Origin of the sequence: Olsenella profusa DSM 13989 (assembly GCF_030811115.1) — a bacterium.
Classification (GTDB): domain Bacteria; phylum Actinomycetota; class Coriobacteriia; order Coriobacteriales; family Atopobiaceae; genus Olsenella_F; species Olsenella_F profusa.
In genome coordinates, this window is the sequence record NZ_JAUSQK010000001.1 from 1,112,894 (window position 1) to 1,134,989 (window position 22,096).

Sequence of the window (22,096 nt, forward strand, 5' to 3'; positions counted from 1 at the left end):
TATGGTCCTAGGCGAAGCGAGAGGCGCTTCCATACCAGGCGAGAGGTACGACCATGAGCAACGCAGATGACACGAGCCTCGAGAAGGTCGAGCTTGTCCGCTCCAAGACGGGAGTCAGCTACGAGGATGCCAAGAGGGCCCTCGAGGCGTCGGGCGGCAACGTGCTCGACGCCATCATATGGCTCGAGCACGAGGGGAAGGCACACACCGCAACGGCGAGCTACAGCACGGGTGCCACGGATGGTGGCCAGGAGCAGGGCGCCAACTCGCCCGAGATGATCCGTGCACAGCAGGAATACCAAGAGTCCAGCAGGAAGTCCGACCTATGGGAGACGATCAAGCGCGTTCTGCAGAACGGCATCGACTACAAGTTCGTCGCCATCAGGCACGATGACGACCAGCTCATGAGGCTGCCGGTGCTCGTGCCCATCGTGGGGATCTTCGTGTGGGGGGCCACCATCTGGCTGCTGATCATTGGGCTCTTCTTTGGCGTGCGCTACCGTATCGACAAGCCGGGCGATGCGTCGCACTCGGCAAGCAAGGTGACTGAGGACGTGAACGATGCCATGAGTGGTGCCGCTGACTTTGCTGATACCATCAGGCGGGATGTGACCGACAGAAGGTAGGCATGTGCGGAGGGAGGCTGCCCGTGACGAGGGTTCTCATCGTCGAGGACGAGGAGAGGATCGCGCGCTTCCTCGAGCTCGAGCTCTCGCATGAGGGCTACGAGGTGACCAAGCTTGCCGACGGTCGCGCGGCGGTCGAGGCGGCGCTTGCCCAGGACTTCGACCTCATCCTGCTCGACGTGATGCTCCCCGGCCTCAACGGCCTGGAGGTCCTGCGGCGCATCCGCAGGACGCGAGACACGCCGACCATCATGCTCACGGCCCGCGATGCCGTGATGGACAAGGTGGCGGGCCTCGATGCGGGGGCTGACGACTACGTGACCAAGCCCTTTGCCATCGAGGAGCTGATGGCCCGCATCCGCGTCGCCCTCAAGCGACACGAGCCCACGGGGCCTGCGGCCGGCACGACGGGTGCCGAGGCGGGCGCGCATCTCGCGAGCGGGGGCGTGTGCCTTGACCTGGAGGCCCATGAGCTCACGGTCCGGGGCCGGGAGGTCGAGCTCACCAACAGCGAGTTCGAGGTGCTGCGTGTGCTGCTCGAGCATGCGGGCGTGGTCATGGCGCGCGAGCGCATCGCGTCCGAGGCCCTGGGCTACGAGCTCATGGGCGAGACGAACAACGTGGATGTGCATGTGGCGCATCTGCGCAGGAAGATAGATGGCATGCTCGGACGGCAGCTCATCTCGACCGTCAGAGGGGTCGGCTATGTCATCCGCGAGGGATAGGCGTCCCCTGCAGGGGGGAGCCGGCACGGGCGATGGGGGCCGCAGGCCCTCCCTTGCGCCCTCCATCGCCCGCAGCATCAGCTGGGGCTTCTGGTGGCGCCGGCTGGTCGGTTGCCTCTCGTTCGACCTGGTGGCCCTTGGCCTGTACCTGGCACACGCCCTTGCTGGGGGGCTTGCCCCCACAGGTGTCGGGGAGTTCGTCGCAACGTCGTGGGCGGAGCTGTGGCCCTGGGTCGTGCCGCTCCTCGTGGTGCAGCTCCTGTGGCCCCTTCATGCCCTCTCCGACACGCGTCGCGTGCGTCGGCAGCTCAAGCCGCTCAACGACCTCGCGCTCAGGATGGATGCGCTCGTGGGAGGCGCGTTGCCTGGCCAGGGGGCTGACCAGGGGGTGGGCGACCGCGGGAAGATGGCAAGTCTCGAGCAGGCCATCGAGCGCGCCAGCGTGGACTCGCCCCACGTGAGCACGGGCGACAGGGATCTTGCGAGCATAGAGGTGGCGCTCAACCGACTGCTCCGCCAGATGCAGGATGCCAAGCTCCAGCAGATGCGCTTCGTCAACGATGCGAGTCATGAGCTGCGCACGCCCCTTGCCGTCATCCGGGGCTACGTGGACATGCTGGATCGCTGGGGCAAGGATGACCCCACGGTGCTGGAGGAGTCGATAGCCGCTCTCAAGTCGGAGGGCGCCCACATGCAGGAGCTTGTCGAGCAGCTGCTCTTTCTTGCACGGGGCGATGCCGGCAGGAACGAGCTGCACAGGTCCCGGATGGATCTGGCCGCGCTCGTGCGGGAGGTCTGCGAAGAGTCCCAGATGATAGACGACGCCCACCAGTACCGGTTCGTTCCTGGCGCCGTCGACCCGGGGCAGCTCGCGGGCGGCCACCTTGAGGTCGAGGCCGACGAGGCCCTCGTCAAGCAGGCGCTGCGCATCATCGTGCAGAACGCGGCCAAGTATTCTCCTGAGGGCACGACGATCTCCCTGTCTGCGAGCGCCGAGGGGCCGCACGCGTGCGCGAGCGTGCAGGACGAGGGCACGGGCATGTCAGAGGAGACCGTCCGCCACGCCTTCGAGCGCTTCTATCGCGGCGAGGAGGCGCGCCAGCATGTCGAGGGCACGGGGCTGGGGCTCTCCATAGCCAAGTGGATCGTGGATCGGCATGGCGGCACCCTGTCCGTGGTGTCGAGTGCGGGCGTGGGCAGCCGCCTCACCATAGCACTGCCCCCATCGGCGGCATGTCGGTCCCATGAGCATGCCATGTGATGGCCGTGGTCCATGCATGCGATAGGACGAGTCAGAAAATCTAAGCGCGCTGTGTAAGATTTTGTATCTCGCGTGTATGAGACCATGTGTTTGGGTAGTATTCCTAACGTTGGAAAAGGCGGCTACGGTCTGGCCGTCTTGGGGTTTTGCGCCATCAGGCGCACGCAGAAGGAGGTACTTGGATATGACTCTTAAGCCGTTGGGCGATCGCGTTCTCGTCAAGCCCGCTCCCAAGGAGGAGAAGACTTCCACCGGTCTCTACATCTCCTCGGGTGCCCAGGAGAAGCCGCAGCGCGGAGAGGTCATCGCCGTTGGCGCCGGCAAGCTCAATGACAAGGGCGAGCGGGTCGTGCCCGACGTCAAGGTGGGCGACCAGGTGTACTACGGCAAGTTCGGCGGTAACGAGGTCAAGGTCGACGGTGTCGATTACCTACTGCTTCGTGCTGACGACATCTACGCCATCATTTCCGAGTAACAGGCATAACGTTTGGAGGACAAGAACATGGCTAAGGACATTGCCTTCGGCACCGATGCGCGTGCCAAGCTCGCCAAGGGCGTGAACACCCTTGCGGACGCCGTTACCACTACCTTGGGGCCCAAGGGCCGCTACGTGGCGCTCCAGCGCTCCTACGGCGCCCCCACGATCACCAACGACGGCGTCTCCGTCGCCAAGGAGATCGAGCTCAAGGATCCCATCGAGAACATGGGTGCCCAGCTGGTGAAGGAGGTTGCCACCAAGACCAACGACACCGTGGGTGACGGCACCACCACCGCGACCCTGCTCGCTCAGGTCATCGTCAACGAGGGCCTGCGCAACGTGGCCGCTGGCGCCAACCCCATCGCCATCCGCCGCGGCGTCGACAAGGCCGTCGCGGCAGCCGTCGACCAGATGAAGTCCGCCTCGCGCGACGTCTCCACCTCCGAGCAGATCGCCTCGGTGGGCACCATCTCCGCTGCCGACCCTGAGATCGGCCAGAAGATCTCCGAGGCCATGGAGGTCGTGGGCAAGGACGGCGTCATCACCGTCGAGGACTCCAACACCTTTGGCATCACCATCGACACGGTCGAGGGCATGCAGTTCGACAAGGGCTACATCTCCCCGTACTTCGCCACCAACAACGACACGATGACGGCCGAGCTGCAGAACCCCTACATCCTGATGACCGACCAGAAGATCTCGAACATCCAGGACATCCTGCCGGTGCTCGAGGGCATCCAGAAGAGTGGCTCCCCGCTGCTCATCATCGCCGAGGACGTCGACGGCGAGGCGCTCGCGACGCTCATCCTCAACAAGCTGCGCGGCACCCTCAACGCCGCCGCCGTCAAGGCCCCTGGCTATGGTGATCGCCGCAAGCGCATGCTCGAGGACATTGCCATCCTCACGGGCGGCCAGCCTGCGATGAAGGAGCTGGGCGTCGAGCTCACCGACGTGACTGCTGAGATGCTCGGCCGCGCCAAGTCGGTCAAGATCACCAAGGACAACACCACCATCGTTGACGGCGCAGGCTCCAAGGACGCCATCTCCGAGCGTGTCGGCCAGATCGAGAACGAGATCGCGAACACCGACTCCGACTTCGACAGGGAGAAGCTCCAGGAGCGCAAGGCCAAGCTGGCCGGTGGCGTTGCTGTCATCAAGGTCGGCGCGGCCACCGAGGTCGAGCTCAAGGAGATCAAGCATCGCATCGAGGATGCCCTGCAGGCCACGCGTGCGGCCGTCGAGGAGGGTATCGTCGCCGGTGGCGGCGTCGCCTTCCTGCAGGCTGCGGGGGTGCTTGAGCAGGTCGAATGTGCCGACAACGACGAGAAGATCGGCGTCGACATCATTCGCAAGGCATTGACTGCACCTGTGCGCACCATCGCTCAGAACGCTGGCTTCGAGGGTTCCGTCGTGGTCGAGAAGATCAAGGGGCTGAAGGAGGGCGAGGGCCTCGACTCCGCCAATGGCGAGTGGGGCGATATGATCGAGATGGGCGTGCTTGATCCCGTCAAGGTCACGCGCACCACGCTGCAGAACGCCGCCTCCGTGTCGTCGCTGATCCTCATCACCGAGGCGACCATCTCCGACGAGCCCAAGGACACCACCATCGAGGATGCCATCTCCCGTGCGGCCGCCGCAGGCGGCCAGGGTGGCGGCATGTACTAGGCCGTACGGCACACGCCTTGCGACGCTGGGATCCCGCACACAGGTGCGGGATCCCTTTGCATTATTGTGGCGGTCCTTGGCGCCTGATGGAGCGAAATGGCCCCAAGTGCGTGCTCAGATGGGCCTGTGCGGCACGGTCACAGGGTGGTCGGCTGGCAAAAGCCCAGGATTGCCTTGGATACGCGTTCGAGGGGCTCCCCAGCCGACTCCTCGACACCCCTTGAGGGGTCCTTTCATGGGGAGCCCAGCGCGCACTTGGGGCCATTTCGCTCCCTTCCGCAGCCTTCTCGCACTGCCTCCCGGTCCCATTCCTCTTGGGGCGGCACATGGACTGGCCGGCCAGGCATATCAGGGTATCGAAGTTGCCTTCGTTCACAGAGGCGCAGGGGTATCTATGCTTGCCTCCCGTGTCGGCCGCCCTTGCCGCGCGGTACCATTCCGCCATAACGTGGTGCAGCCGCACATGGGGTCGCGCTAGGATGGGAGGGACATGAGAGGAAGACTCGGCACCTGCCTTGTGGGCAGGGAGAGGGAGAAGCACATGAATCTTGCATCCATTATCGACCATACCAACCTCAAGGCCGATGCCACCAAGACCGACCTCGTCAGGCTCTGCGACGAGGCCAAGCGGTACGGCTTCGCGAGCGTCGCCATCAATGGCTGCTGGACCGCCTCTGTGTCAGAGTGGCTGGCGGGTTCCGGTGTGGGCATAACCACTTGCGTCGGCTTCCCCCTGGGTGCGGCGGCCACGGCAGGCAAGGCAGCCGAGGCGCATCAGGCCGTCATTGACGGCACCACCGAGCTCGACATGGTCATCAATGTGGGCAAGCTGATCGACGGGGACGACAATTACGTGGTGAGTGACATTGCCGAGGTCGTGCGCATGGCCGAGGGCCGCCCCGTCAAGGTGATCCTTGAGTGCTGCCTGCTGGATGACGAGCAGATCGTGCGAGCCTGCGAGGATTGTGTCGAGGCCGGTGCATCCTTCGTCAAGACGAGCACGGGCTTCGGCACGGGCGGTGCCACCGTGCATGATGTGGAGCTCATGCGCAGGACCGTGGGAGAGCGCTGTAAGGTCAAGGCGGCGGGTGGCATTCACAGCAGGCAGGAGGCCGAGGCCATGGTGAAGGCCGGGGCCGATCGTCTGGGCGTGAGCGCCTCCATTGCCATCATTGGGGGGTAGCTCCGCATTCCCATGCGCGCGTGGATCGCAGGCACGGGCAAGGGTCGGCGGGCCGGACGCCAAGGCGTCCGGCCCCGACGCATTCACATGTCGTAGCCACCTATGCCCTCCTGGCGCAGAGCTCCCTGGCCACCGTGGCTCCGAGCACCACGTTGTTGTATACGAGCTGGATGTTGGCCTCCAGGCTGGCTCCGCCCGTCATCTTCTGGATCCTGTCAAGCAGATGGGGCGTGACGTCCTTGCCGTGAATGCCCAGCCACTCCGTCTCGGCCACGGCCTCGTCGATGTTCCTGCTGATCGTGTCGGCATCCATGGAGTACCGCTCGGGGATGGGATTGGTCACGAGTAGGCCACCCTCAAGGCCCAGCTCCTCCTTGGTGTGGAAGATGCCTGCCAGCTCGGCGGGGGTGTCAACCTGATAGTCAACCCCAAATTCGCTCTCGCGCGTGTAGAACGCGGGCAGCGTCTTGGTCTGGTAGCCCAGCACGGTGACGCCATGGGTCTCCAGGTACTCCAGGGTGAGACCCAGATCGAGGATGGACTTCGCGCCGGCGCAGATCACCATCACGGGCGTATGTGCCAGCTCCTCGAGGTCAGCCGAGATGTCCATGGTCGTCTCGGCACCACGATGCACGCCGCCGATGCCGCCGGTGGCGAACACGGAAATGCCTGCCAGGTGGGCGATGATCATCGTGGTGGCCACGGTGGAGGCACCGTCCTCGCCACGCTCCACCAGCACGGGAACGTCCCTGCGGCTGGCCTTGGTGACCTTGAGGCCCCGCTTGCCCAGATGTTCGATCTCCTCCGCGCTGCAACCGGCGACGAGCTTTCCCTTGATGATGGCACAGGTGGCGGGTACGGCGCCCTGCTCGCGAATGATCCTCTCCACATTGAGGGCGGTCTCCACGTTCTTGGGGTAGGGCATGCCGTGCGAGATGATCGTGGACTCAAGTGCCACGATGGGCCTGTTGTCATCGAGGGCCTCCTGAACCTCGGGAGCGACAACCAGATGTTTCCTGAGCGCTTCCGTGTTCATGCGGTGCTCCTTCTCGATATGCCTTGTGGGAGTGCGGATGGCGTGGCTCACTGGGCCGACTGCTCGAGACGCTCCTGCACCAGCTCGGGGCTGAGCAGGGAGTTGATGGTCTCGGGACTCTCTACGCAGGTGGCGGCCGCAGCATTGCTCAGGCGTCCGATCTCCTCCAGGCTGCGCTTGTCGAGCCACCCCCATACTATTGCGGCCATGAGGCAGTCACCCGCACCGGTGGTGTTGACGACCTTGGTGGGCAGGGTCGGTATCGACAGTCGCTCATCGTCGCGGGCGCAGTAGAGACCATCCGCGCCACGAGACACGAAGACGCTCTTGAGCCCCGTCTCCAGGAGACTGCTCACCGCCCGGTCGAGCGAGGCGTCGTCGGTCACCTTGATGCCCGTGAGCGTCTCGAGCTCAAGCACGTTGGGCTTAAGGACCGTGAGCTTGCCCAGGCAGCGCTTGACCTTGGGCGCCTTTGCCGTGGACACGGGATCGCAGAAGATGGGGACTCCCGCATGATCCACGATGAACTCGATGGAGCTCTGGGGCAGATTGGCATCGATGATGCAGGCTGTGGAGTTGTTGATGAGATGCATGTGCTGCTCGAAGAACGTGGGCGTGAGCCTTTCGAAGATCTTCATGTCGGAGATGGCCTGCGTCATGCTGCCCGTCTCGTCGGTGACATAGAGGTAGGTGGAGGTGGCGAAGTTGGGTACCGTGAGGGAGTGCGAGATGTCAATGCGGGCACCTCGACAGGCGGCACGCAGGACACCCGCATACTCATCGGTGCCAAAGGCCGTGATGAGACGAACGTCGATGCCCAAAAGCGATAGGTTATGCGCGATGTTGCGACCAGCGCCTCCGGGGGACGTGGTCACGGTGCCGGGATTGGAGTCCCTGGCGACGAGGACGTGCTCTGGCCATCCGCCGATGTCGATGTTTGCGCCGCCGATGACCACCACGTAGGGATGGTCACGTACCACATAGCGCCTGCCCAGGATGACGCCCTTGCGCATGAGGTTTGAGATGTGGACGGCCACCGAGGAGCGCGAGATGCCCGCACGCTCTGCGATTTCGGCCTGTGAGATGGAAGGATCCTCCTCGATCCATGAGAGAATCTGACGTTCCCGCTTGGTTATTGAGCTCATGTGCACCCCCATAGTTAAACAATCATAAGAACGTTAAACAAAAGTATACACATTGAATCGGATGCCGGGCGGTCTGTCAAGGCCCCTACAGGAAGAACGCACATGAGGCTTCGGTGCAGTATCATTCGCTACGATGGGTTCTGTCGTCCGGGCTGCACGTACCGGATGTCCCAGCCGCTCGTCACCGACACGTCACGTCTCACCACCGTCCTCAAGGAGGCCCCGCCATGGCAAACGTTCCCACCCCCCACAACGACGCGATCGAGGGCCAGATCGCCAAGACCGTGCTCATGCCCGGCGATCCCCTGCGGGCACAGTATGTTGCCGAGCACTACCTCGAGAACGTCACCTGCTTCAACCACGTGCGCAACATGCTGGGCTTTACGGGCACCTATCAGGGTCGCCCCGTCTCCGTGATGGGCAGTGGCATGGGCATGCCCTCCATCGGTATCTACTCGCATGAGCTCTACAACTTCTATGGCGTAGACGCCATCATCCGCATCGGGAGCGCAGGGGGCATCGGCGAGGGGCTTCAGCTGCGCGACCTCGTGATCGCCCAGGGCGCGTGCACCGACTCCAACTACGCGCACCTGTTCAAGCTGCCGGGCACCTTTGCCCCCATCGCCAGCTACGACCTGCTGCGGCGTGCCGTGGACAAGGCCCAGGAGCTGGGCGTGCGCACGCAGGTGGGCAACGTCCTCTCCGAGGACGGCTTCTACGGAGGAGACCCTGAGGACACCGGGCGCTGGGCCGACATGGGCGTGCTTGCGCTCGAGATGGAGTCTGCTGCGCTCTACATGAATGCCGCCAAGGCCAAGAGGAAGGCGCTCTCACTGCTCTCCATCTCGGACCTCGTGCTCACGGGCGAGTCCTTGCCCGCGAGCGAGCGGCAGACCAGCTTCACGCAGATGATGGAGGTCGCCCTCTCGTTGGCGCTGCCCGAGGGCGCATAGGCAGGCTTGCAGCTCGGTTGCAGTTGCGCCTCGTTCGCCGACGTCAGGCGGAAAAGTGGCCGATGTTGTCGCATACTGACAGGTGTCTAGCTTGTCAGAAACATCGTAGGCCCACCTTGAGGAAGGAAGACCATCATGCACATGATGAACCGCAGGACCTTCGTCGGCTCAGCGGCAGCGGCTGCCGCCCTTGTCGGCCTTGCTGGCTGCGGTGGCAGCTCCAGCGACTCCGGCAGCGATAGCTCCGCAACATCCTCCAGCTACAAGATTGAGATGGTCACGGACACGGGTGGCGTCTCCGACCAGTCGTTCAACCAGAGCTCCTGGGAGGGGCTGCAGCAGCTCCAGCAGGACAAGGGCTGGACGGTCAGCTACCTCGAGTCCAGGCAGGAGTCCGACTACAAGACCAACCTCGACAAGGCCGTCGACGATGGGGCCAACCTCGTGTGGGGCATCGGCTTCGCCATGGCGGACGCCGTGGAGTCCTGCGCCCAGACCAACCCCGACGTGCAGTTCGCCATCATCGACAACGGGTATGACGACCCTTCCGCCAATCTCACGGGCGTCATGTTCCGCGCCCAGGAGCCCTCGTTCCTGGTGGGCTACATCGCCGCTCGTGTGAGCACGTCGGGCAAGGTGGGCTTCGTCGGTGGCATCAGCTCGAACATCATCTCCCAGTTCGAGTGGGGCTACAAGGCGGGCGTCGCCTATGCCAACAAGAAGGAGGGGCTCAACGTGCAGGTGACGTCCCAGTACGCCGAGAGCTTCTCCGATGCCGCCAAGGGCAAGTCCATTGCCCAGAAGATGCTCAGCAATGGCTGCGACGTGGTGTTCCATGCCGCCGGTGGCTGTGGCACGGGCGTCATCGAGGCCGCCAAGGAGGCGGGCAAGTACGCCATCGGCGTCGATCGCGACCAGGCCTATCTCGCTCCCGACAACGTGCTCACCTCCGCGCTCAAGCTCGTCAACAAGGCCATCATCGAGGTGTCCGAGGGCCTGCAGTCGGGTGAGGACAAGGGTGGTGCCAACGTCGAGCTGGGCCTCAAGGAGGATGCCGTGGGCATTCCCGAGGATCACCACCTCTTCAGCGACGAGATCTACGACAAGGCCATCTCGTTCGAGGATCTCATCAAGGACGGGACCATCACCCCTCCCGCCACGGAGGATGACTACAACACCTTTGCAAGCACGCTGTAGTCCCTGGTAGTGCGAGTGCAAACTCCCCACCGAGAGTATGGGGCGAGACGTTCGGAGCGGTTTCCGGCGCCTCGCCCCCTTTGAGGGCGCACCGCGTCACACCTGCGAGCAGAGGGAAAGAGGGTCATGGAAGTCAGTCCCGACTACGCCGTGCAGATGCACGGCATCGTCAAGGCATTCGGCACGTTCCGCGCCCTTGATGGGGTTGATCTCGACGTCAGGAAGCGGACCATCCATGCCATCCTGGGAGAGAACGGCGCGGGAAAGTCCACGCTCATGAACGTCCTGTATGGTCTCTATCAGGCAGACGAGGGTGAGTGCTACCTCAATGGCGAGCGGGTCGACATCAAGGGGCCGGCAGACGCCATCGCGCACGGCATCGGCATGGTCCACCAGCACTTCATGCTGGTGGAGAACTTCACCGTCACCGAGAACATCATGCTGGGCGACGAGGTGGTGAAGGGCCTGGGCGTCCTCGATGTCAGGAAGGCACGCCAGGAGGTCGAGCGCATCATCAGGGAGTACGGCCTCGCCGTCGATCCCGACGCCAAGATAGAGGACATCACCGTTGGCATGCAGCAGCGCGTGGAGATCCTCAAGGCCCTCTACCGGGGTGCGGACACGCTCATCCTCGACGAGCCCACCGCCGTGCTCACCCCGCAGGAGATCGAGCAGCTGGTGCGCATCATGCGCGACCTCGTCGACAAGGGCAAGACGATCATCATCATCACCCACAAGCTCAAGGAGATCATGGCCTCCGCGGACGCGTGCTCCATCATTCGCCGCGGCGTGTACATGGGCACCGTGGACGTCTCTGAGACCACCGAGGAGGAGCTTGCCTCCAAGATGGTGGGGCGCCATGTCAGCCTCACGGTTGAGAAGACGCCCGCCAAGCCAGGCGAGCTCGTGCTCTCCATCAGCGACCTGTACGTGAACGACGAGCGTGGCATACCGGCCGTCAAGGGGCTCAGCCTGGGCGTGCGCGCCGGCGAGATCGTGGGCATCGCAGGCATCGACGGCAATGGGCAGCAGCAGCTCGTGGATGCCATCGAGAACCTCGCGAAGGTGGAGTCGGGCACCATCGAGGTCAAGGGCACGAGGATCGAGAACAAGGACCCCCGTACCACCATCGACGCGGGCGTCTCGACCATTCCGGCCGACCGCCAGCGCTGGGGCCTCGTGCTGCCCTTCACCGTTGCGGAGAACTTGGTGCTCGAGCGCCACGACGAGGACGAGTTTGGCCGCGGTGCGCGGCTCGACCTCGCCGCGGTGCGGACCTTCGCGCGGGGCCTCATCGAGGAGTACGACATCCGTCCCGCCGGCTGCGAGGACCAGGTGGCCACCGGCCTCTCGGGCGGCAACCAACAGAAGGTCATCATCGCCCGCGAGGTCTCCAACGAGCCCGATCTGCTCATGGCCTTCCAGCCAACGCGCGGTCTGGATGTGGGTGCCATCGAGTTCGTGCACAAGGCGCTCATCCGCGAGCGCGACCGCGGCACGGCCATCCTGCTCGTGTCGCTCGAGCTCGACGAGGTCATGGACGTCTCGGACACCATCGCCGTCATCCATGACGGCCAGATCGTGGGCACCTTCGAGCAGGGCAGCGTGACCGAGAAGCAGGTTGGCCTGCTCATGGCGGGGGGTGGTGCCAAGTGAGCAGGCTCATCAAGGTCCTGAGGAGGCCCATCACCGCATCCATCCTCGCCATCGTCGTGGGCTTCATCGTGGCGGCCCTCGTGCTCGCGGCTGCGGGCTATGCCCCGGGCCCGTCGTTTGCCGCGCTGTTCAACGGCGTGTTCAGCAAGCCCAAGTACATTGCCAACGTGATCATCAAGGCGACGCCCCTCATCTTCACGGGTGTCGCCGTGGCCTTCGCCTTCAAGACGGGGCTCTTCAACATCGGCGCCGAGGGCCAGTACATCGCGGGCACCATCTGTGCCGTCACCGTGGGCGTTCTGGTCGACCTTCCGGCGGTGTTGGAGGTCCCTCTCGTGGTGCTTGCCGGCACGGCGGCGGGGGCCGGCCTGGGCGCCCTCGTGGGCTGGCTCAAGGCGCGCTTCGGCATCAGCGAGGTCATCACCAGCATCATGTTCAACTGGATCAGCCTCTACGCCTGCAACTTTGCGGCCAACAGCTCCCTGCTGCACCAGCCCAACTCCACGGGCAGCCTTCCCATCAACCCCTCGGGCTACACGATGATCCTGCCCAACTGGAAGCTTTCCGAGCAGGGCATGACAACGCTCAGGAACGTGCCTTGGCTCTATGACATGCTCGTGAGAACCGACATGAACGTGGGCATCCTGGTGGCCATCGCCTGCGCCATCCTCATCGCCTACCTGCTCACGCGCACCAAGGTGGGCTATGAGATGCGCGCCGTGGGCCTCAACCGCGATGCCGCCCAGTTCGCGGGCATCAACGTGAGCAAGAACATCGTGCTCTGCATGCTCATCTCCGGTGCGCTCTGCGGGCTCGCCGGTGCCCTCGCCATCACGGGTACCGAGCCGCATGGCATCGCCACGCTCGCGGCCTTCGAGAACAACGGCTTCAACGGTCTCTCGGTGGCCTTCATAGCGGGCACCAACCCCATCGGCTGCATTCCCGCCGGCTTCCTGTTCGCAGGGCTCATCTACGGTGGCCAGAGCGTGCAGCAGGTCATGGGCGCCCCGTCCGACATCATCAACATCATGATCGGCACCATCGTGTTCATGATGGCGCTCGCGCAGGTCGTGCCCATGATTGCCGACTGGCTCAGGCGCCGCGAGGCCAACAGGGAGCGCGCCGCTGTCACGGGCGGGGCCGACGGCAAGGAGGCGGACCATGCTTAACGGCATCCTGGTGCTCGTGGGCATCACGCTCATGTACTCCACCCCACTCGTCTTTGGGGCACTCTCGGGCGTCATATCCGAGCGCTCCGGCGTCGTCAACATCGGCGTCGAGGGCATGATGATGGTGGGTGCCTTCACGGGTGGCTGCGCCTCCTACTTCTCTGGCAATCCCTGGCTGGGCTTTCTGGCGGCAGGCGTCGCGGGCGGTCTCATCGCCACGCTGCATGCCCTGGCATCCGTCACGTTCAATGCCGACCAGACCGTCTCGGGCGTGGCCATCAACCTGCTGGCACCCGGCCTGGCCATCTTCTTCTGCCGTCGCTTCTTTGACGGCGCGGCCATGACGCCGCCCTATGCGACGCTCCCCAAGCTCTTTGGTGACAACGCCTTTGCAGGCACGCCCTGGGCCAACCTCAATGTGGACGTTACGGTGCTCCTGGGGCTCATTGCCACGGTCATCCTGTGGTTCGTGCTCTACAAGACCAAGTGGGGGCTGCGCATCCGCTCCGTGGGCGAGCACCCCGCCGCCGCGGACACGCTGGGTATCAGCGTGACCCGCATCCGCTATGGGTGCGTCATCGTGTCCGGCATCCTCGCCGGCTTGGGCGGGGCCTGCGTCACGCTGGCCATCGTCTCGCAGTTCCAGCAGACGTCCATCAGCGGCCAGGGCTTCATCGCGCTGGCAGCGGTGATCTTCGGCCAGTGGAAGCCCCAGGGCGCCTATGGTGCCTGCCTGCTCTTTGGCCTCACGCAGGCGTTGGCCATCGTGCTGGGCGGTGGGATCGTTCCGGTGCCCAGCACGATCTTGGCCATGCTGCCCTACGCGATGACCATCATTGTGCTCGTGCTCTTTGTGGGCAAGTCCGTGGCCCCCCGGGCCGACGGCGTCCCCTACATCAAGGGGAGTCGCTAAGCCCTACAATGCCAGCAAGTCATGTGCACCGCGGCTGGGGTGGGGGCGCATCCGTCATGAGGGGGGTGACAGCGTGGCAAGCGATGCCCAACTGGTTCAGGAGGCACTCAGGGCGCGCGATCATGCCTACGTGCCGTATTCGCGCTTCTCGGTGGGCGCGGCGCTGTTGGACGCCCAGGGGGCCATCTGGCATGGCTGCAACATCGAGAACGCGGCCTATACGCCCACCAACTGTGCCGAGCGGACGGCCTTCTTCAAGGCCGTGAGCGAGGGCAGCACCGACTTCGTGGCCATCGCCGTCGTGGGTGGTGCCGCCGGGCGTCCCGCGACTCGCTGGTGTGCCCCCTGCGGCGTGTGCCGTCAGGTGATGCAGGAGTTCTGCGATCCCGAGACGTTTCGCGTGATTTTGGGACGCTCGCCGGACGACCTGAGGGTCATGCTCCTGAAGGACATGCTGCCGGACGGTTTTGGCCCCCAGGACCTGCGGCAGGCGTTTGAGGAGGAGGGGACTGTCTCATGAGGATGTACGATGTCATAGAGAGGAAGCGCAACGGCGGCGAGCTCTCCGGTGAGGAGATTCGCTTCTTCGTCAAGGGCTACGTGGCCGGAGACGTTCCCGACTATCAGGCTTCGGCGCTCTGCATGGCCATCTACTTCCAGGGGATGACGCAGCGCGAGACGGTTGACCTCACGCGCGCCATGCTTGCCTCCGGGGACGTCATCGACCTCTCGAGCATCCCCGGCATCAAGGTGGACAAGCATTCCACCGGTGGCGTTGGTGACAAGACCTCGCTGGTGGTGGCACCCATCGTGGCCTCGTTGGGCGTGAGGGTCGCCAAGATGAGCGGGCGGGGGCTGGGATATACCGGGGGCACGCTGGACAAGCTCGAGAGCATCCTGGGTCTCTCCGTGAACATCAGCCGCACGCGCTTCGAGCGCATCGTGAGCGAGGTGGGCTGCGCCATCATCGGCCAGACCGGCAACCTCGTACCTGCGGACAAGAAGCTCTATGCCCTGCGCGACGTTACGGCCACCGTGGACAGCACGCCGCTCATCGCATCCTCCATCATGAGCAAGAAGATCGCGGCGGGATCCGACAGGATCCTGCTGGACGTCAAATGTGGTTCCGGTGCCTTCATGAAGACCGTGGATGACGCCATCGCCCTCGCCCGTGAGATGGTCGCCATCGGAGAGGGCATGGGCAGGCCCACCGTTGCCCTCATCACGGACATGGGTCGTCCCCTGGGCACCTGCATCGGCAACGCCCTCGAGGTGGCCGAGGCCGTGGCCACCCTCAAGGGTGAGGGGCCGCGCGATCTGACGGACATCTGCGTGGAGCTTGCCGCCAACATGCTCTTCCTCGCGGGGCTGGGTACCATAGAGGGCTGTCGTGGCTTCGCGCGCAACCAGATCGACAATGGTCAGGGCTTCCACAAGCTCAAGGAGATGGTGGCTGCCCAGGGTGGCGATGCGTCCCTTCTGGATGATGCCTTCGGACGGCTCGCCCGGCCTCGCGCGAGCCGTGAGGTGCGTGCCACCAAAAGCGGCTATCTCTATGCCATGGACACGGAGCGCTGTGGCCTCGCCTCGGTGGCGCTGGGAGCGGGGCGTGCCACCAAGGATGATACCATCGACCACTCCGCCGGCATCGTGCTCTCTGCAAAGACCGGTGCCGTCGTGGAGGAGGGCGATGTGCTGGCAACGCTCTATGCCGCCAACGACCGGCTGCTCGACGAGGGTGAGCACGCGTTGCGTGCGGCATTCGACATCCGTGCGGAGCAACCTCGGCCCGTCCCCCTCTTCCTCGCGCGCGTGACGATCGATGGTGTGGGGCGTGCCGGGGCGTAGCGCAGGGGCGCGCGTGCTAGAATGGGCGCTCGATTGGACCTGGGGAGAGGAGGGGCATGGCCGAGCGGCATGACATGATAGATGACCTCATCGACATCCGTGACAACTGGTCGTCCGTCTCTCACCCCTTGGGGAGCATCGGCGACGTCCTCGATCCCAACCAGGAGCGCTTCGACCCCTCCTCCTACAAGGAGAGGCCCCGCGTCAACTCCATCTTCTGCCTGCAGTGCACGGCCCATTCGCTCGTGAGCGAGGAGCGGTCCTATGATGCCTGCCACCGGTGCCAGGACATCTGTCCGGTGGATGCCATCGACATCCAGAAGGCCACCGTCCGCGTGGGGGACACCTGCCGCAAATGCGGCCTCTGCGTGATGACGTGTCCCACAGAGTCGTTCATCGTGCAGAGGGTGATGGCCAACCAGCTCTTCGAGCGGATCGTGCGCGCCGCCGGCTCACATGAGCAGTGCTATGTCACCTGCACGCGTGCCCTGGGCAGGCTCGGGCGCATGCCCCGCGACAACGAGGTCGTGCTGCCCTGTGTGGGCGATGTACCGCGCGAGTTGTGGTTCTCGGTGCTCGCGGATCACGACAACGTGAACGTGTACCTACCGCTGGGCATCTGTGACCGCTGCCGCAACACCACGGGCGAGGAGGCCTACACCACCGAGATCGCGACGGCGGAGGAGTGGTCGCAGGCTTCCGTCGGCCTCGAGGTGGATGCCAGCGCGCTCAATCACGAGCAGACCCGCGCCTACAAGCGGGCCCAGCTCATGGCCGACATCGCCCGTGCCGGTCGTACGACCGTGTCGGCGGCAAGCCCCGCGCTCTCGGGCGCACAGGCCATCGCCAAGCACATCAGGAACCATGCTGACCAGCTCTACAGGATGCAGCGCCACCTTGAGCAGGCGGTGGGCGACAAGACCTTTGCCAGCCGTCGTCGCATCCTCACGCAGAAGCGCAAGGCCGTGCTGGGCATGGTGCAGAACCATCCCGCCCTCGCGGGTCGCATGCGCCTCGAGGTCCCCGCCTGTGACGCCACGCGCTGCACCATGTGCGGGGACTGTGCTAGGGAGTGCCCCACCAACGCCTGCGACCTGGATGCTCATGGGCACTTCTCCGTGCAGGCGGCCTACTGCGTCAACTGTGGGGCATGCGTGGTGGTGTGTCCGGAGGACGCGCTCGCCCTGCATCCCTGCGACCCGAGCGAGCTGGTGGTGCGCGACGAGGATGCCGAGCGCAGGAGGCGCGAGGCCGAGCGGCGGCGGGCGGCCCTTCAGAAGGCTGCGCGCACGGGCAAGAGGCAGGCGCGGCGCGTGCTCGATAGCCTGGAGGGCAGGGCGAGCTAACGGGATGCGAGACGTCCTTGGACAGACGGAGATGAGAACGTGGCACTTTCCATCGGCATCGTGGGCCTCCCCAACGTGGGCAAGTCGACCCTCTTCACGGCCCTCACCAAGAGGGGTGGCCTGGCGGCCAACTATCCCTTTGCGACCATCGATCCCAACGTGGGCATCGTGGACGTGCCGGACGACCGGCTACAGAGGCTGGCCGACATCGTGCATCCCGCGCGTATCGTCCCAGCAACCGTCGAGTTCGTGGATATCGCCGGTCTGGTGAGGGGTGCCAACGAGGGGGAGGGCCTGGGCAACCAGTTCCTCGCCAACATCCGCAGCTGCGATGCCATCTGCGAGGTGGTGCGCTACTTCTCCAATCCCGACGTGGTGCACGTGGATGGGCGCGTCGACCCCGATGCCGATGCGGACACCATCCAGACCGAGCTCATCCTGGCCGACCTCGGTTCGCTCGAGCGCTCTGTGTCCAAGCTCGAGAGGGATGCTAAGCGTGACAGGGGACTCCAGCCGCGCCTTGCCATTGCCAAGCGCCTGCAGGGGTGGCTCAACGAGGGCCATCGTGCGGCCGAGCTGGACATGACGGACGGGGAGCGCGCCGCTGCGCACGACCTCTTCCTGCTCACCATGAAGCCCCTGCTCTATGTGGCCAACGTGGATGAGGACAAGGTGGCCGGGACTCCCGCGCCGCTGGACGGGCAGGCGCCGATTCCCATCTGCGCCGAGGTGGAGGCCGAGCTTGCGGACCTCGACGCCGATGAGGCCACGGAGTACCTGGCATCCCTTGGCCTTAGGAGGAGCGGCCTAGAGACGCTGGCCCAGGCGGCCTATCGCCTGCTGGGGCTGCAGAGCTTCTTTACGGCCGGCCCCAAGGAGGTGCGGGCGTGGACCATACGCATCGGCGCCAAGGCGCCCGAGGCGGCCGGTACGATCCACTCTGACTTCGAGCGTGGCTTCATCAAGGTGAACACCATCAGCTACGAGGACTACGTCACCCTGGGCGGCGAGGCCGGCGCTCGTGAGGCGGGCAAGCTGCGCATGGAGGGCAAGGACTACGTGGTCCAGGAGGGTGACGTGATGGAGTTCTTGTTCAACGTGTAGGGGCGCCCCTGCCCATCCGTGCCGGATTCTCCCTCAGTACGTGTCCGTTCCCAAGATGACGATGACGTCGCTTGATGTGTTGTAGGTGCCATCGTTTTCCTCAGGCGTTATGGTGCCGCCCAGGGTCTCGGCGACGCCGAGGGCGGCCGCATGGCCCTTCTGACCGTTATAGATGATCTTGGTGGTCGTGGACGTCCGTCCCAAGCTGCCCGGCGTGGCCGTAAAGCCCCTTTGGGTGAGCCGACCTGCCACCGTGGCGGCGGCGCCATTCGTGGTCGTGGCGTTGAGTACCTGTACGGTTCCCGTATACGTTGCGGTCGTCTCGCTGCCCGAGCTGGTGGACTCCGTGTTCTCGTACTGGGCCGCCTCATCGCTCGATGAGGCGGCGACGCCTGCCGTGGGATCCTCGCTGCCATTCTCATAGGGGGGCAGTCCCTGGTCAACACGCTGCATCATGGTCTTCCACGCGGTCGTGTCGCAGATCTCGTACCACGTGTTGTTGGTGTAGTGCGAGGTCGTGGGCTCCATGCCGCTCATGATGTCCTTGTCGGTGTCCATGCCTTTGAACTGGGCGGCGAGCGAGACGATGGAGCTCACGTCCATGTCGGTGTGAACCATCTCGGCCATGGCGGATACGGTGTTGGCCATGGTGGCAGGGTCGCTTGCGAGGACCTTCTGGGCCACGGCGGTGATGACGGCACGCTGGTTCTTGGCGCGATAGGCATCACCGTCTCCGTAGTTGTCGTAGGCGTGGCGTGCGCGGCAGAGCAGGGTGGCCGTGGCGCCGTCGAGGGTCTGTTCGCCTGCGGGGAGGTCGAGACCGGTGTAGTTGGGATCCTTGACGGGGACGCCCAGATCGACGGTCACACCGCCCACGGCATCCACCACCTTGGCCATGCCGTCCATGTCCACTTCGGCATAGTGCGAGATGTTGACGCCCGCAAAGTTCGATATGACCTTCGTGGCGTAGCTGGGCCCACCGAAGGAGTAGGCGGCATTGATCTTCTGCGTGCCATACGAGTCCATGGTGACGGCCGTGTCGCGGTGGATGGAGACCAACGTGACCTTCTTGTTCTGCGGGTCGATGCGAACGAGCATGATGGAGTCCGAGCGATAGGCGCCATCATCCGCGCCGTAGTCGGCGCTGTCCGCGCGCTCCTCGTCCTTGTCCACGCCTAGGAGCAGCATGTAGAAGGGCTGCCCGCTCTCCGTGGGGGTGAGGGTGCTCTTGAGGTTGTCGTCGATGCCCTCGTTGAGGTTGGAGTTGATGGCGTGGAGCCAGGCAAAGGCGCCCGCGGCAATCACGACGACCAGCACGGCAAGTGCGATGGCAGCATTGCGTACGATGCGACCGTGGATTGCCTTGCGGCGCTTGCGCGCATAGTGCGATCCTGACAGGGCGCTTCGACGCGACAGGGAATGCGCATCATCCATGAGGTGCGTGAAACTCTTTTCGGTGCGTGCCAAGAGGCTACCTCCGTGAACGCCAAGCTGGCAGAATCCGAAGCTGCTTATGTCATACCTAACATGCATATGATAGAGGTGTCCGCCCCACACCGCACGAAGTTCATATTGGGGCCCACCTGAGCTGGCATGAAGCTTGCCGATGCGGCGCCGTCCGTCGACCGTGTCGGCCCGTCTCCCAGGCCCATGCCCGTTCGTCCTTGCGTGTGGGTGCCATTCGCTTGCGTGTGGGCGCCCTTTGATTGCTGTGGGTGCTTTTCTCCCGGGAGGGATCGACAGATCCCCAGTTCAGAGAAAATGACTTTGGGAGAAAGACACCCACACGCAGCGAAGAGCACCCACATGAGGGAGCATCGCATCCACACGGAGGGGCCGGTCGTCCACAGGAGGTCGAGGGCGGGCATCCCTCCACGCCCGATGAACAAAGCATCTCTCTGTGTCGCTTCCGCCCTGCAATGGCGGTGCGAAATGGCATGATAGGAGCGATGAATCGTATGCCAGCGCATGACGGAAAGGGACCTTCCATGCAGCAGAACCAGGGGACTCAGCAGCTTGTTGCCGTGCTCGATTTTGGTGCCCAATACGGGCAACTCATCGCACGACGCGTCCGCGACCTGCATGTGTACTCCGAGATCGTTCCCTGCGACATTCCTGCCGGGGAGCTTGCCGCCCTGCGCCCCTCGGCCATCATCCTCTCTGGAGGCCCCGCGTCCGTGTATGCCGAGGATGCCCCTACGATCGATCCTGGCGTGCTGAGACTGGGCGTTCCCGTCTTTGGCTTCTGCTATGGCCAGCAGATCATGGCCACCGCGCTGGGGGGTGCGGTGGGACACACCGACAAGGGCGAGTATGGTCCGGCGACGCTGCGTCGTCGGGGCGTCTCGCGCATCCTGGATGGGACGCCCGAGGAACAGATCGTGTGGATGAGCCACCGCGATGCCGTGAGTCAGGTGCCTGAGGGATTTACGATTACGGCGACGACGGACGTGTGCCTCATCGCGGCCATGGAGTGCCCGGAGCGGGGTCTCTATGCCACGCAGTTCCACCCCGAGGTGCGCCACACCGAGTACGGTCGCACCATGCTCGAGCACTTCCTGTTTGACGTGGCCGGCCTTGCGCCCAGGTGGATCATGGACAGCATCGTGGAGCAGAAGGTTGCCGAGATCCGCAGGCAGGTGGGGGAGCGGAAGGTCATCCTCGCGCTCTCGGGTGGCGTGGACTCCTCCGTGGTGGCGGCGTTGGTGCATCGCGCCGTCGGCGACCAGCTCACCTGCGTCTTCGTGAACCACGGGCTGCTCCGCAAGGGCGAGCCCGAGATGGTGGAGGAGGTCTTTCGCGAGCAGTTCCACGTGCCGCTGGTGCATGTGCATGCGGAGGAGCGCTATGCGCGGCTGCTTGCCGGCGTGAGCGACCCCGAGCAGAAGAGGCGCCTCATCGGAGGCGAGTTCTGGAAGGTCTTCTTCGAGGAGGCACAGAGGATCGGCGACGTGCAGATGCTGGCACAGGGCACCATCTATCCGGACATCATCGAGAGCGGCGCGCGCAAGACGGGCGGAAAGGCCTCGACCATAAAGAGCCACCACAACCTGATTCCCTTCCCAGAGGGCGTGCACTTCGACCTCATCGAGCCGCTGGACCACTTCTTCAAGGACGAGGTCCGCGAGCTGGGCGTGAGCCTGGGCCTTCCGGACAGGATGGTGTATCGCCAACCCTTCCCGGGGCCGGGCCTGGCCATCCGCATCATCGGCGGCGTGACGCCCAAGAAGCTGGACATCCTGCGCGAGGCGGACGCCATCGTGCGCGAGGAGCTGGACGCGTACAACGAGCGTCTCTTCGAGGAGACGGGCGAGCGCAACAGCGAGCACTCCTGCTGGCAGTACTTCGCCGTGCTGCCCGACATCAGGAGCGTGGGCGTGATGGGCGACGAGCGCACGTACGCGCGGCCGGTCATCGTGCGCGCCGTGGAGTCGAGCGACGCCATGACGGCAGACTGGGCGAAGCTGCCCTACGAGGTGCTCGGGCGCATCAGCGGGCGCATCGTGGGCGAGGTCGCGGGCGTCAACCGCGTGGTCTACGACATCACGCCCAAGCCGCCCGCGACGATCGAGTGGGAATAGTTCAGCACTTTATCGTGAGGTTGATTTTACGGTGTGCTTGGTTGGCTGTGGTCTACCAGGTGCACCGTTTTTTGCGTTTGTGAACCTGCAAGCCAGTGGAGGGACGGTTGGCTCAATTGGCTCTGGCGTGTCGAATAAAGACCAGTTCAGGCTATAGAAGTGAGATCAGCGGAATCGCGACTGGTACTCACGGGAGCCTCGAATTGGTCT

At 64.5% G+C, this 22,096-nt stretch carries 19 protein-coding genes; 16 read left to right on the plus strand and 3 right to left on the minus strand.

Going from position 1 to position 22,096, the window contains the following annotated elements; translation table 11 throughout:
* Nucleotides 1-53: 53 nt before the first annotated feature.
* The 6 genes from J2S71_RS05105 to deoC all read left to right on the plus strand — a co-directional run bounded on the left by J2S71_RS05105 (nt 54) and on the right by deoC (nt 5,938).
* Nucleotides 54-626, plus strand: coding sequence for a UBA domain-containing protein (locus J2S71_RS05105; protein ID WP_021727298.1), 573 nt, complete (start codon nt 54-56; stop codon nt 624-626).
* A gap of 23 nt (nt 627-649) precedes the next feature.
* Nucleotides 650-1,351, plus strand: coding sequence for a response regulator transcription factor (locus J2S71_RS05110; protein WP_307389262.1), 702 nt, complete (start codon nt 650-652; stop codon nt 1,349-1,351).
* The gene (locus J2S71_RS05115; protein ID WP_307389264.1) at nt 1,332-2,612 is read left to right on the plus strand and encodes a sensor histidine kinase; all 1,281 of its coding nucleotides are present in this window, start codon (nt 1,332-1,334) and stop codon (nt 2,610-2,612) included. Before J2S71_RS05110 ends, J2S71_RS05115 begins: the two co-directional genes overlap by 20 nt.
* A 184-nt stretch (nt 2,613-2,796) precedes the next feature.
* The gene (locus J2S71_RS05120; protein WP_021727313.1) at nt 2,797-3,087 is read left to right on the plus strand and encodes a co-chaperone GroES; all 291 of its coding nucleotides are present in this window, start codon (nt 2,797-2,799) and stop codon (nt 3,085-3,087) included.
* Between the two features lie 27 nt (nt 3,088-3,114).
* Nucleotides 3,115-4,755, plus strand: a complete 1,641-nt coding sequence (groL, locus tag J2S71_RS05125; protein WP_021727255.1) for a chaperonin GroEL — start codon at nt 3,115-3,117, stop codon at nt 4,753-4,755.
* Nucleotides 4,756-5,296: 541 nt separating this feature from the next.
* Complete coding sequence (deoC, locus tag J2S71_RS05130) at nt 5,297-5,938, plus strand: deoxyribose-phosphate aldolase (RefSeq protein ID WP_307389269.1); 642 nt, start codon at nt 5,297-5,299, stop codon at nt 5,936-5,938.
* Between the two features lie 100 nt (nt 5,939-6,038).
* Here the strand turns inward: deoC and J2S71_RS05135 are convergent, their stop codons facing one another.
* Complete coding sequence (locus J2S71_RS05135; RefSeq protein WP_021727228.1) at nt 6,039-6,974, minus strand: pseudouridine-5'-phosphate glycosidase; 936 nt, start codon at nt 6,972-6,974, stop codon at nt 6,039-6,041.
* 47 nt (nt 6,975-7,021) lie between these two features.
* The gene (locus J2S71_RS05140; protein ID WP_307389274.1) at nt 7,022-8,119 is read right to left on the minus strand and encodes a PfkB family carbohydrate kinase; all 1,098 of its coding nucleotides are present in this window, start codon (nt 8,117-8,119) and stop codon (nt 7,022-7,024) included.
* A gap of 227 nt (nt 8,120-8,346) precedes the next feature.
* Here J2S71_RS05140 and deoD point away from each other — a divergent pair, with 227 nt between their 5' ends.
* The 9 genes from deoD (at nt 8,347) to ychF (ending at nt 18,305) form a co-directional block, all read left to right on the plus strand.
* On the plus strand, nt 8,347-9,072 hold the full coding sequence (deoD, locus tag J2S71_RS05145) for a purine-nucleoside phosphorylase (RefSeq protein ID WP_307389277.1): 726 nt from the start codon (nt 8,347-8,349) through the stop codon (nt 9,070-9,072).
* A gap of 144 nt (nt 9,073-9,216) precedes the next feature.
* The gene (locus J2S71_RS05150) at nt 9,217-10,269 is read left to right on the plus strand and encodes a BMP family ABC transporter substrate-binding protein (protein ID WP_370873231.1); all 1,053 of its coding nucleotides are present in this window, start codon (nt 9,217-9,219) and stop codon (nt 10,267-10,269) included.
* A 126-nt stretch (nt 10,270-10,395) separates the two neighbouring features.
* Nucleotides 10,396-11,925 carry an ABC transporter ATP-binding protein gene (locus J2S71_RS05155; protein WP_307389282.1) on the plus strand — a complete coding sequence of 510 codons (1,530 nt, stop codon included), beginning with the start codon at nt 10,396-10,398 and terminating at the stop codon, nt 11,923-11,925.
* Nucleotides 11,922-13,094 (plus strand): ABC transporter permease, encoded by a 1,173-nt coding sequence (locus J2S71_RS05160; protein WP_307389285.1) that lies wholly within the window; start codon nt 11,922-11,924, stop codon nt 13,092-13,094. Before J2S71_RS05155 ends, J2S71_RS05160 begins: the two co-directional genes overlap by 4 nt.
* Nucleotides 13,087-14,007, plus strand: a complete 921-nt coding sequence (locus J2S71_RS05165) for an ABC transporter permease (protein WP_021727217.1) — start codon at nt 13,087-13,089, stop codon at nt 14,005-14,007. The genes J2S71_RS05160 and J2S71_RS05165 overlap by 8 nt, the downstream gene beginning before the upstream one ends.
* A 73-nt stretch (nt 14,008-14,080) precedes the next feature.
* Nucleotides 14,081-14,527, plus strand: coding sequence for a cytidine deaminase (locus J2S71_RS05170; RefSeq protein ID WP_021727232.1), 447 nt, complete (start codon nt 14,081-14,083; stop codon nt 14,525-14,527).
* On the plus strand, nt 14,524-15,855 hold the full coding sequence (locus J2S71_RS05175) for a pyrimidine-nucleoside phosphorylase (protein WP_307389289.1): 1,332 nt from the start codon (nt 14,524-14,526) through the stop codon (nt 15,853-15,855). The genes J2S71_RS05170 and J2S71_RS05175 overlap by 4 nt, the downstream gene beginning before the upstream one ends.
* Nucleotides 15,856-15,911: 56 nt before the next feature.
* Complete coding sequence (locus tag J2S71_RS05180) at nt 15,912-17,201, plus strand: 4Fe-4S binding protein (RefSeq protein WP_307389292.1); 1,290 nt, start codon at nt 15,912-15,914, stop codon at nt 17,199-17,201.
* A 39-nt stretch (nt 17,202-17,240) separates the two neighbouring features.
* Nucleotides 17,241-18,305: a redox-regulated ATPase YchF gene (gene ychF / locus J2S71_RS05185; RefSeq protein ID WP_021727258.1), complete on the plus strand. Its 1,065-nt coding sequence runs from the start codon at nt 17,241-17,243 to the stop codon at nt 18,303-18,305.
* A 33-nt stretch (nt 18,306-18,338) separates the two neighbouring features.
* Here the strand turns inward: ychF and J2S71_RS05190 are convergent, their stop codons facing one another.
* Nucleotides 18,339-19,739 carry an LCP family protein gene (locus tag J2S71_RS05190; RefSeq protein ID WP_307389297.1) on the minus strand — a complete coding sequence of 467 codons (1,401 nt, stop codon included), beginning with the start codon at nt 19,737-19,739 and terminating at the stop codon, nt 18,339-18,341.
* 554 nt (nt 19,740-20,293) lie between these two features.
* Here J2S71_RS05190 and guaA point away from each other — a divergent pair.
* On the plus strand, nt 20,294-21,886 hold the full coding sequence (gene guaA / locus J2S71_RS05195; protein ID WP_307389300.1) for a glutamine-hydrolyzing GMP synthase: 1,593 nt from the start codon (nt 20,294-20,296) through the stop codon (nt 21,884-21,886).
* Nucleotides 21,887-22,096: the final 210 nt, after the last annotated feature.

What these genes read in the sequence shown, in the direction of transcription:
- J2S71_RS05105 (WP_021727298.1), top strand. Translation starts at nt 54, where the DNA reads ATGAGCAACGCAGATGACACGAGCCTCGAGAAGGTCGAGCTTGTCCGC.
- J2S71_RS05115 (WP_307389264.1), top strand. Translation starts at nt 1,332, where the DNA reads ATGTCATCCGCGAGGGATAGGCGTCCCCTGCAGGGGGGAGCCGGCACG.
- J2S71_RS05120 (WP_021727313.1), top strand. Translation starts at nt 2,797, where the DNA reads ATGACTCTTAAGCCGTTGGGCGATCGCGTTCTCGTCAAGCCCGCTCCC.
- groL (WP_021727255.1), top strand. Translation starts at nt 3,115, where the DNA reads ATGGCTAAGGACATTGCCTTCGGCACCGATGCGCGTGCCAAGCTCGCC.
- deoC (WP_307389269.1), top strand. Translation starts at nt 5,297, where the DNA reads ATGAATCTTGCATCCATTATCGACCATACCAACCTCAAGGCCGATGCC.
- J2S71_RS05135 (WP_021727228.1), bottom strand. Translation starts at nt 6,974, where the DNA reads ATGAACACGGAAGCGCTCAGGAAACATCTGGTTGTCGCTCCCGAGGTT.
- J2S71_RS05140 (WP_307389274.1), bottom strand. Translation starts at nt 8,119, where the DNA reads ATGAGCTCAATAACCAAGCGGGAACGTCAGATTCTCTCATGGATCGAG.
- deoD (WP_307389277.1), top strand. Translation starts at nt 8,347, where the DNA reads ATGGCAAACGTTCCCACCCCCCACAACGACGCGATCGAGGGCCAGATC.
- J2S71_RS05150 (WP_370873231.1), top strand. Translation starts at nt 9,217, where the DNA reads ATGAACCGCAGGACCTTCGTCGGCTCAGCGGCAGCGGCTGCCGCCCTT.
- J2S71_RS05155 (WP_307389282.1), top strand. Translation starts at nt 10,396, where the DNA reads ATGGAAGTCAGTCCCGACTACGCCGTGCAGATGCACGGCATCGTCAAG.
- J2S71_RS05165 (WP_021727217.1), top strand. Translation starts at nt 13,087, where the DNA reads ATGCTTAACGGCATCCTGGTGCTCGTGGGCATCACGCTCATGTACTCC.
- J2S71_RS05175 (WP_307389289.1), top strand. Translation starts at nt 14,524, where the DNA reads ATGAGGATGTACGATGTCATAGAGAGGAAGCGCAACGGCGGCGAGCTC.
- J2S71_RS05180 (WP_307389292.1), top strand. Translation starts at nt 15,912, where the DNA reads ATGGCCGAGCGGCATGACATGATAGATGACCTCATCGACATCCGTGAC.
- J2S71_RS05190 (WP_307389297.1), bottom strand. Translation starts at nt 19,739, where the DNA reads ATGGATGATGCGCATTCCCTGTCGCGTCGAAGCGCCCTGTCAGGATCG.
- guaA (WP_307389300.1), top strand. Translation starts at nt 20,294, where the DNA reads ATGCAGCAGAACCAGGGGACTCAGCAGCTTGTTGCCGTGCTCGATTTT.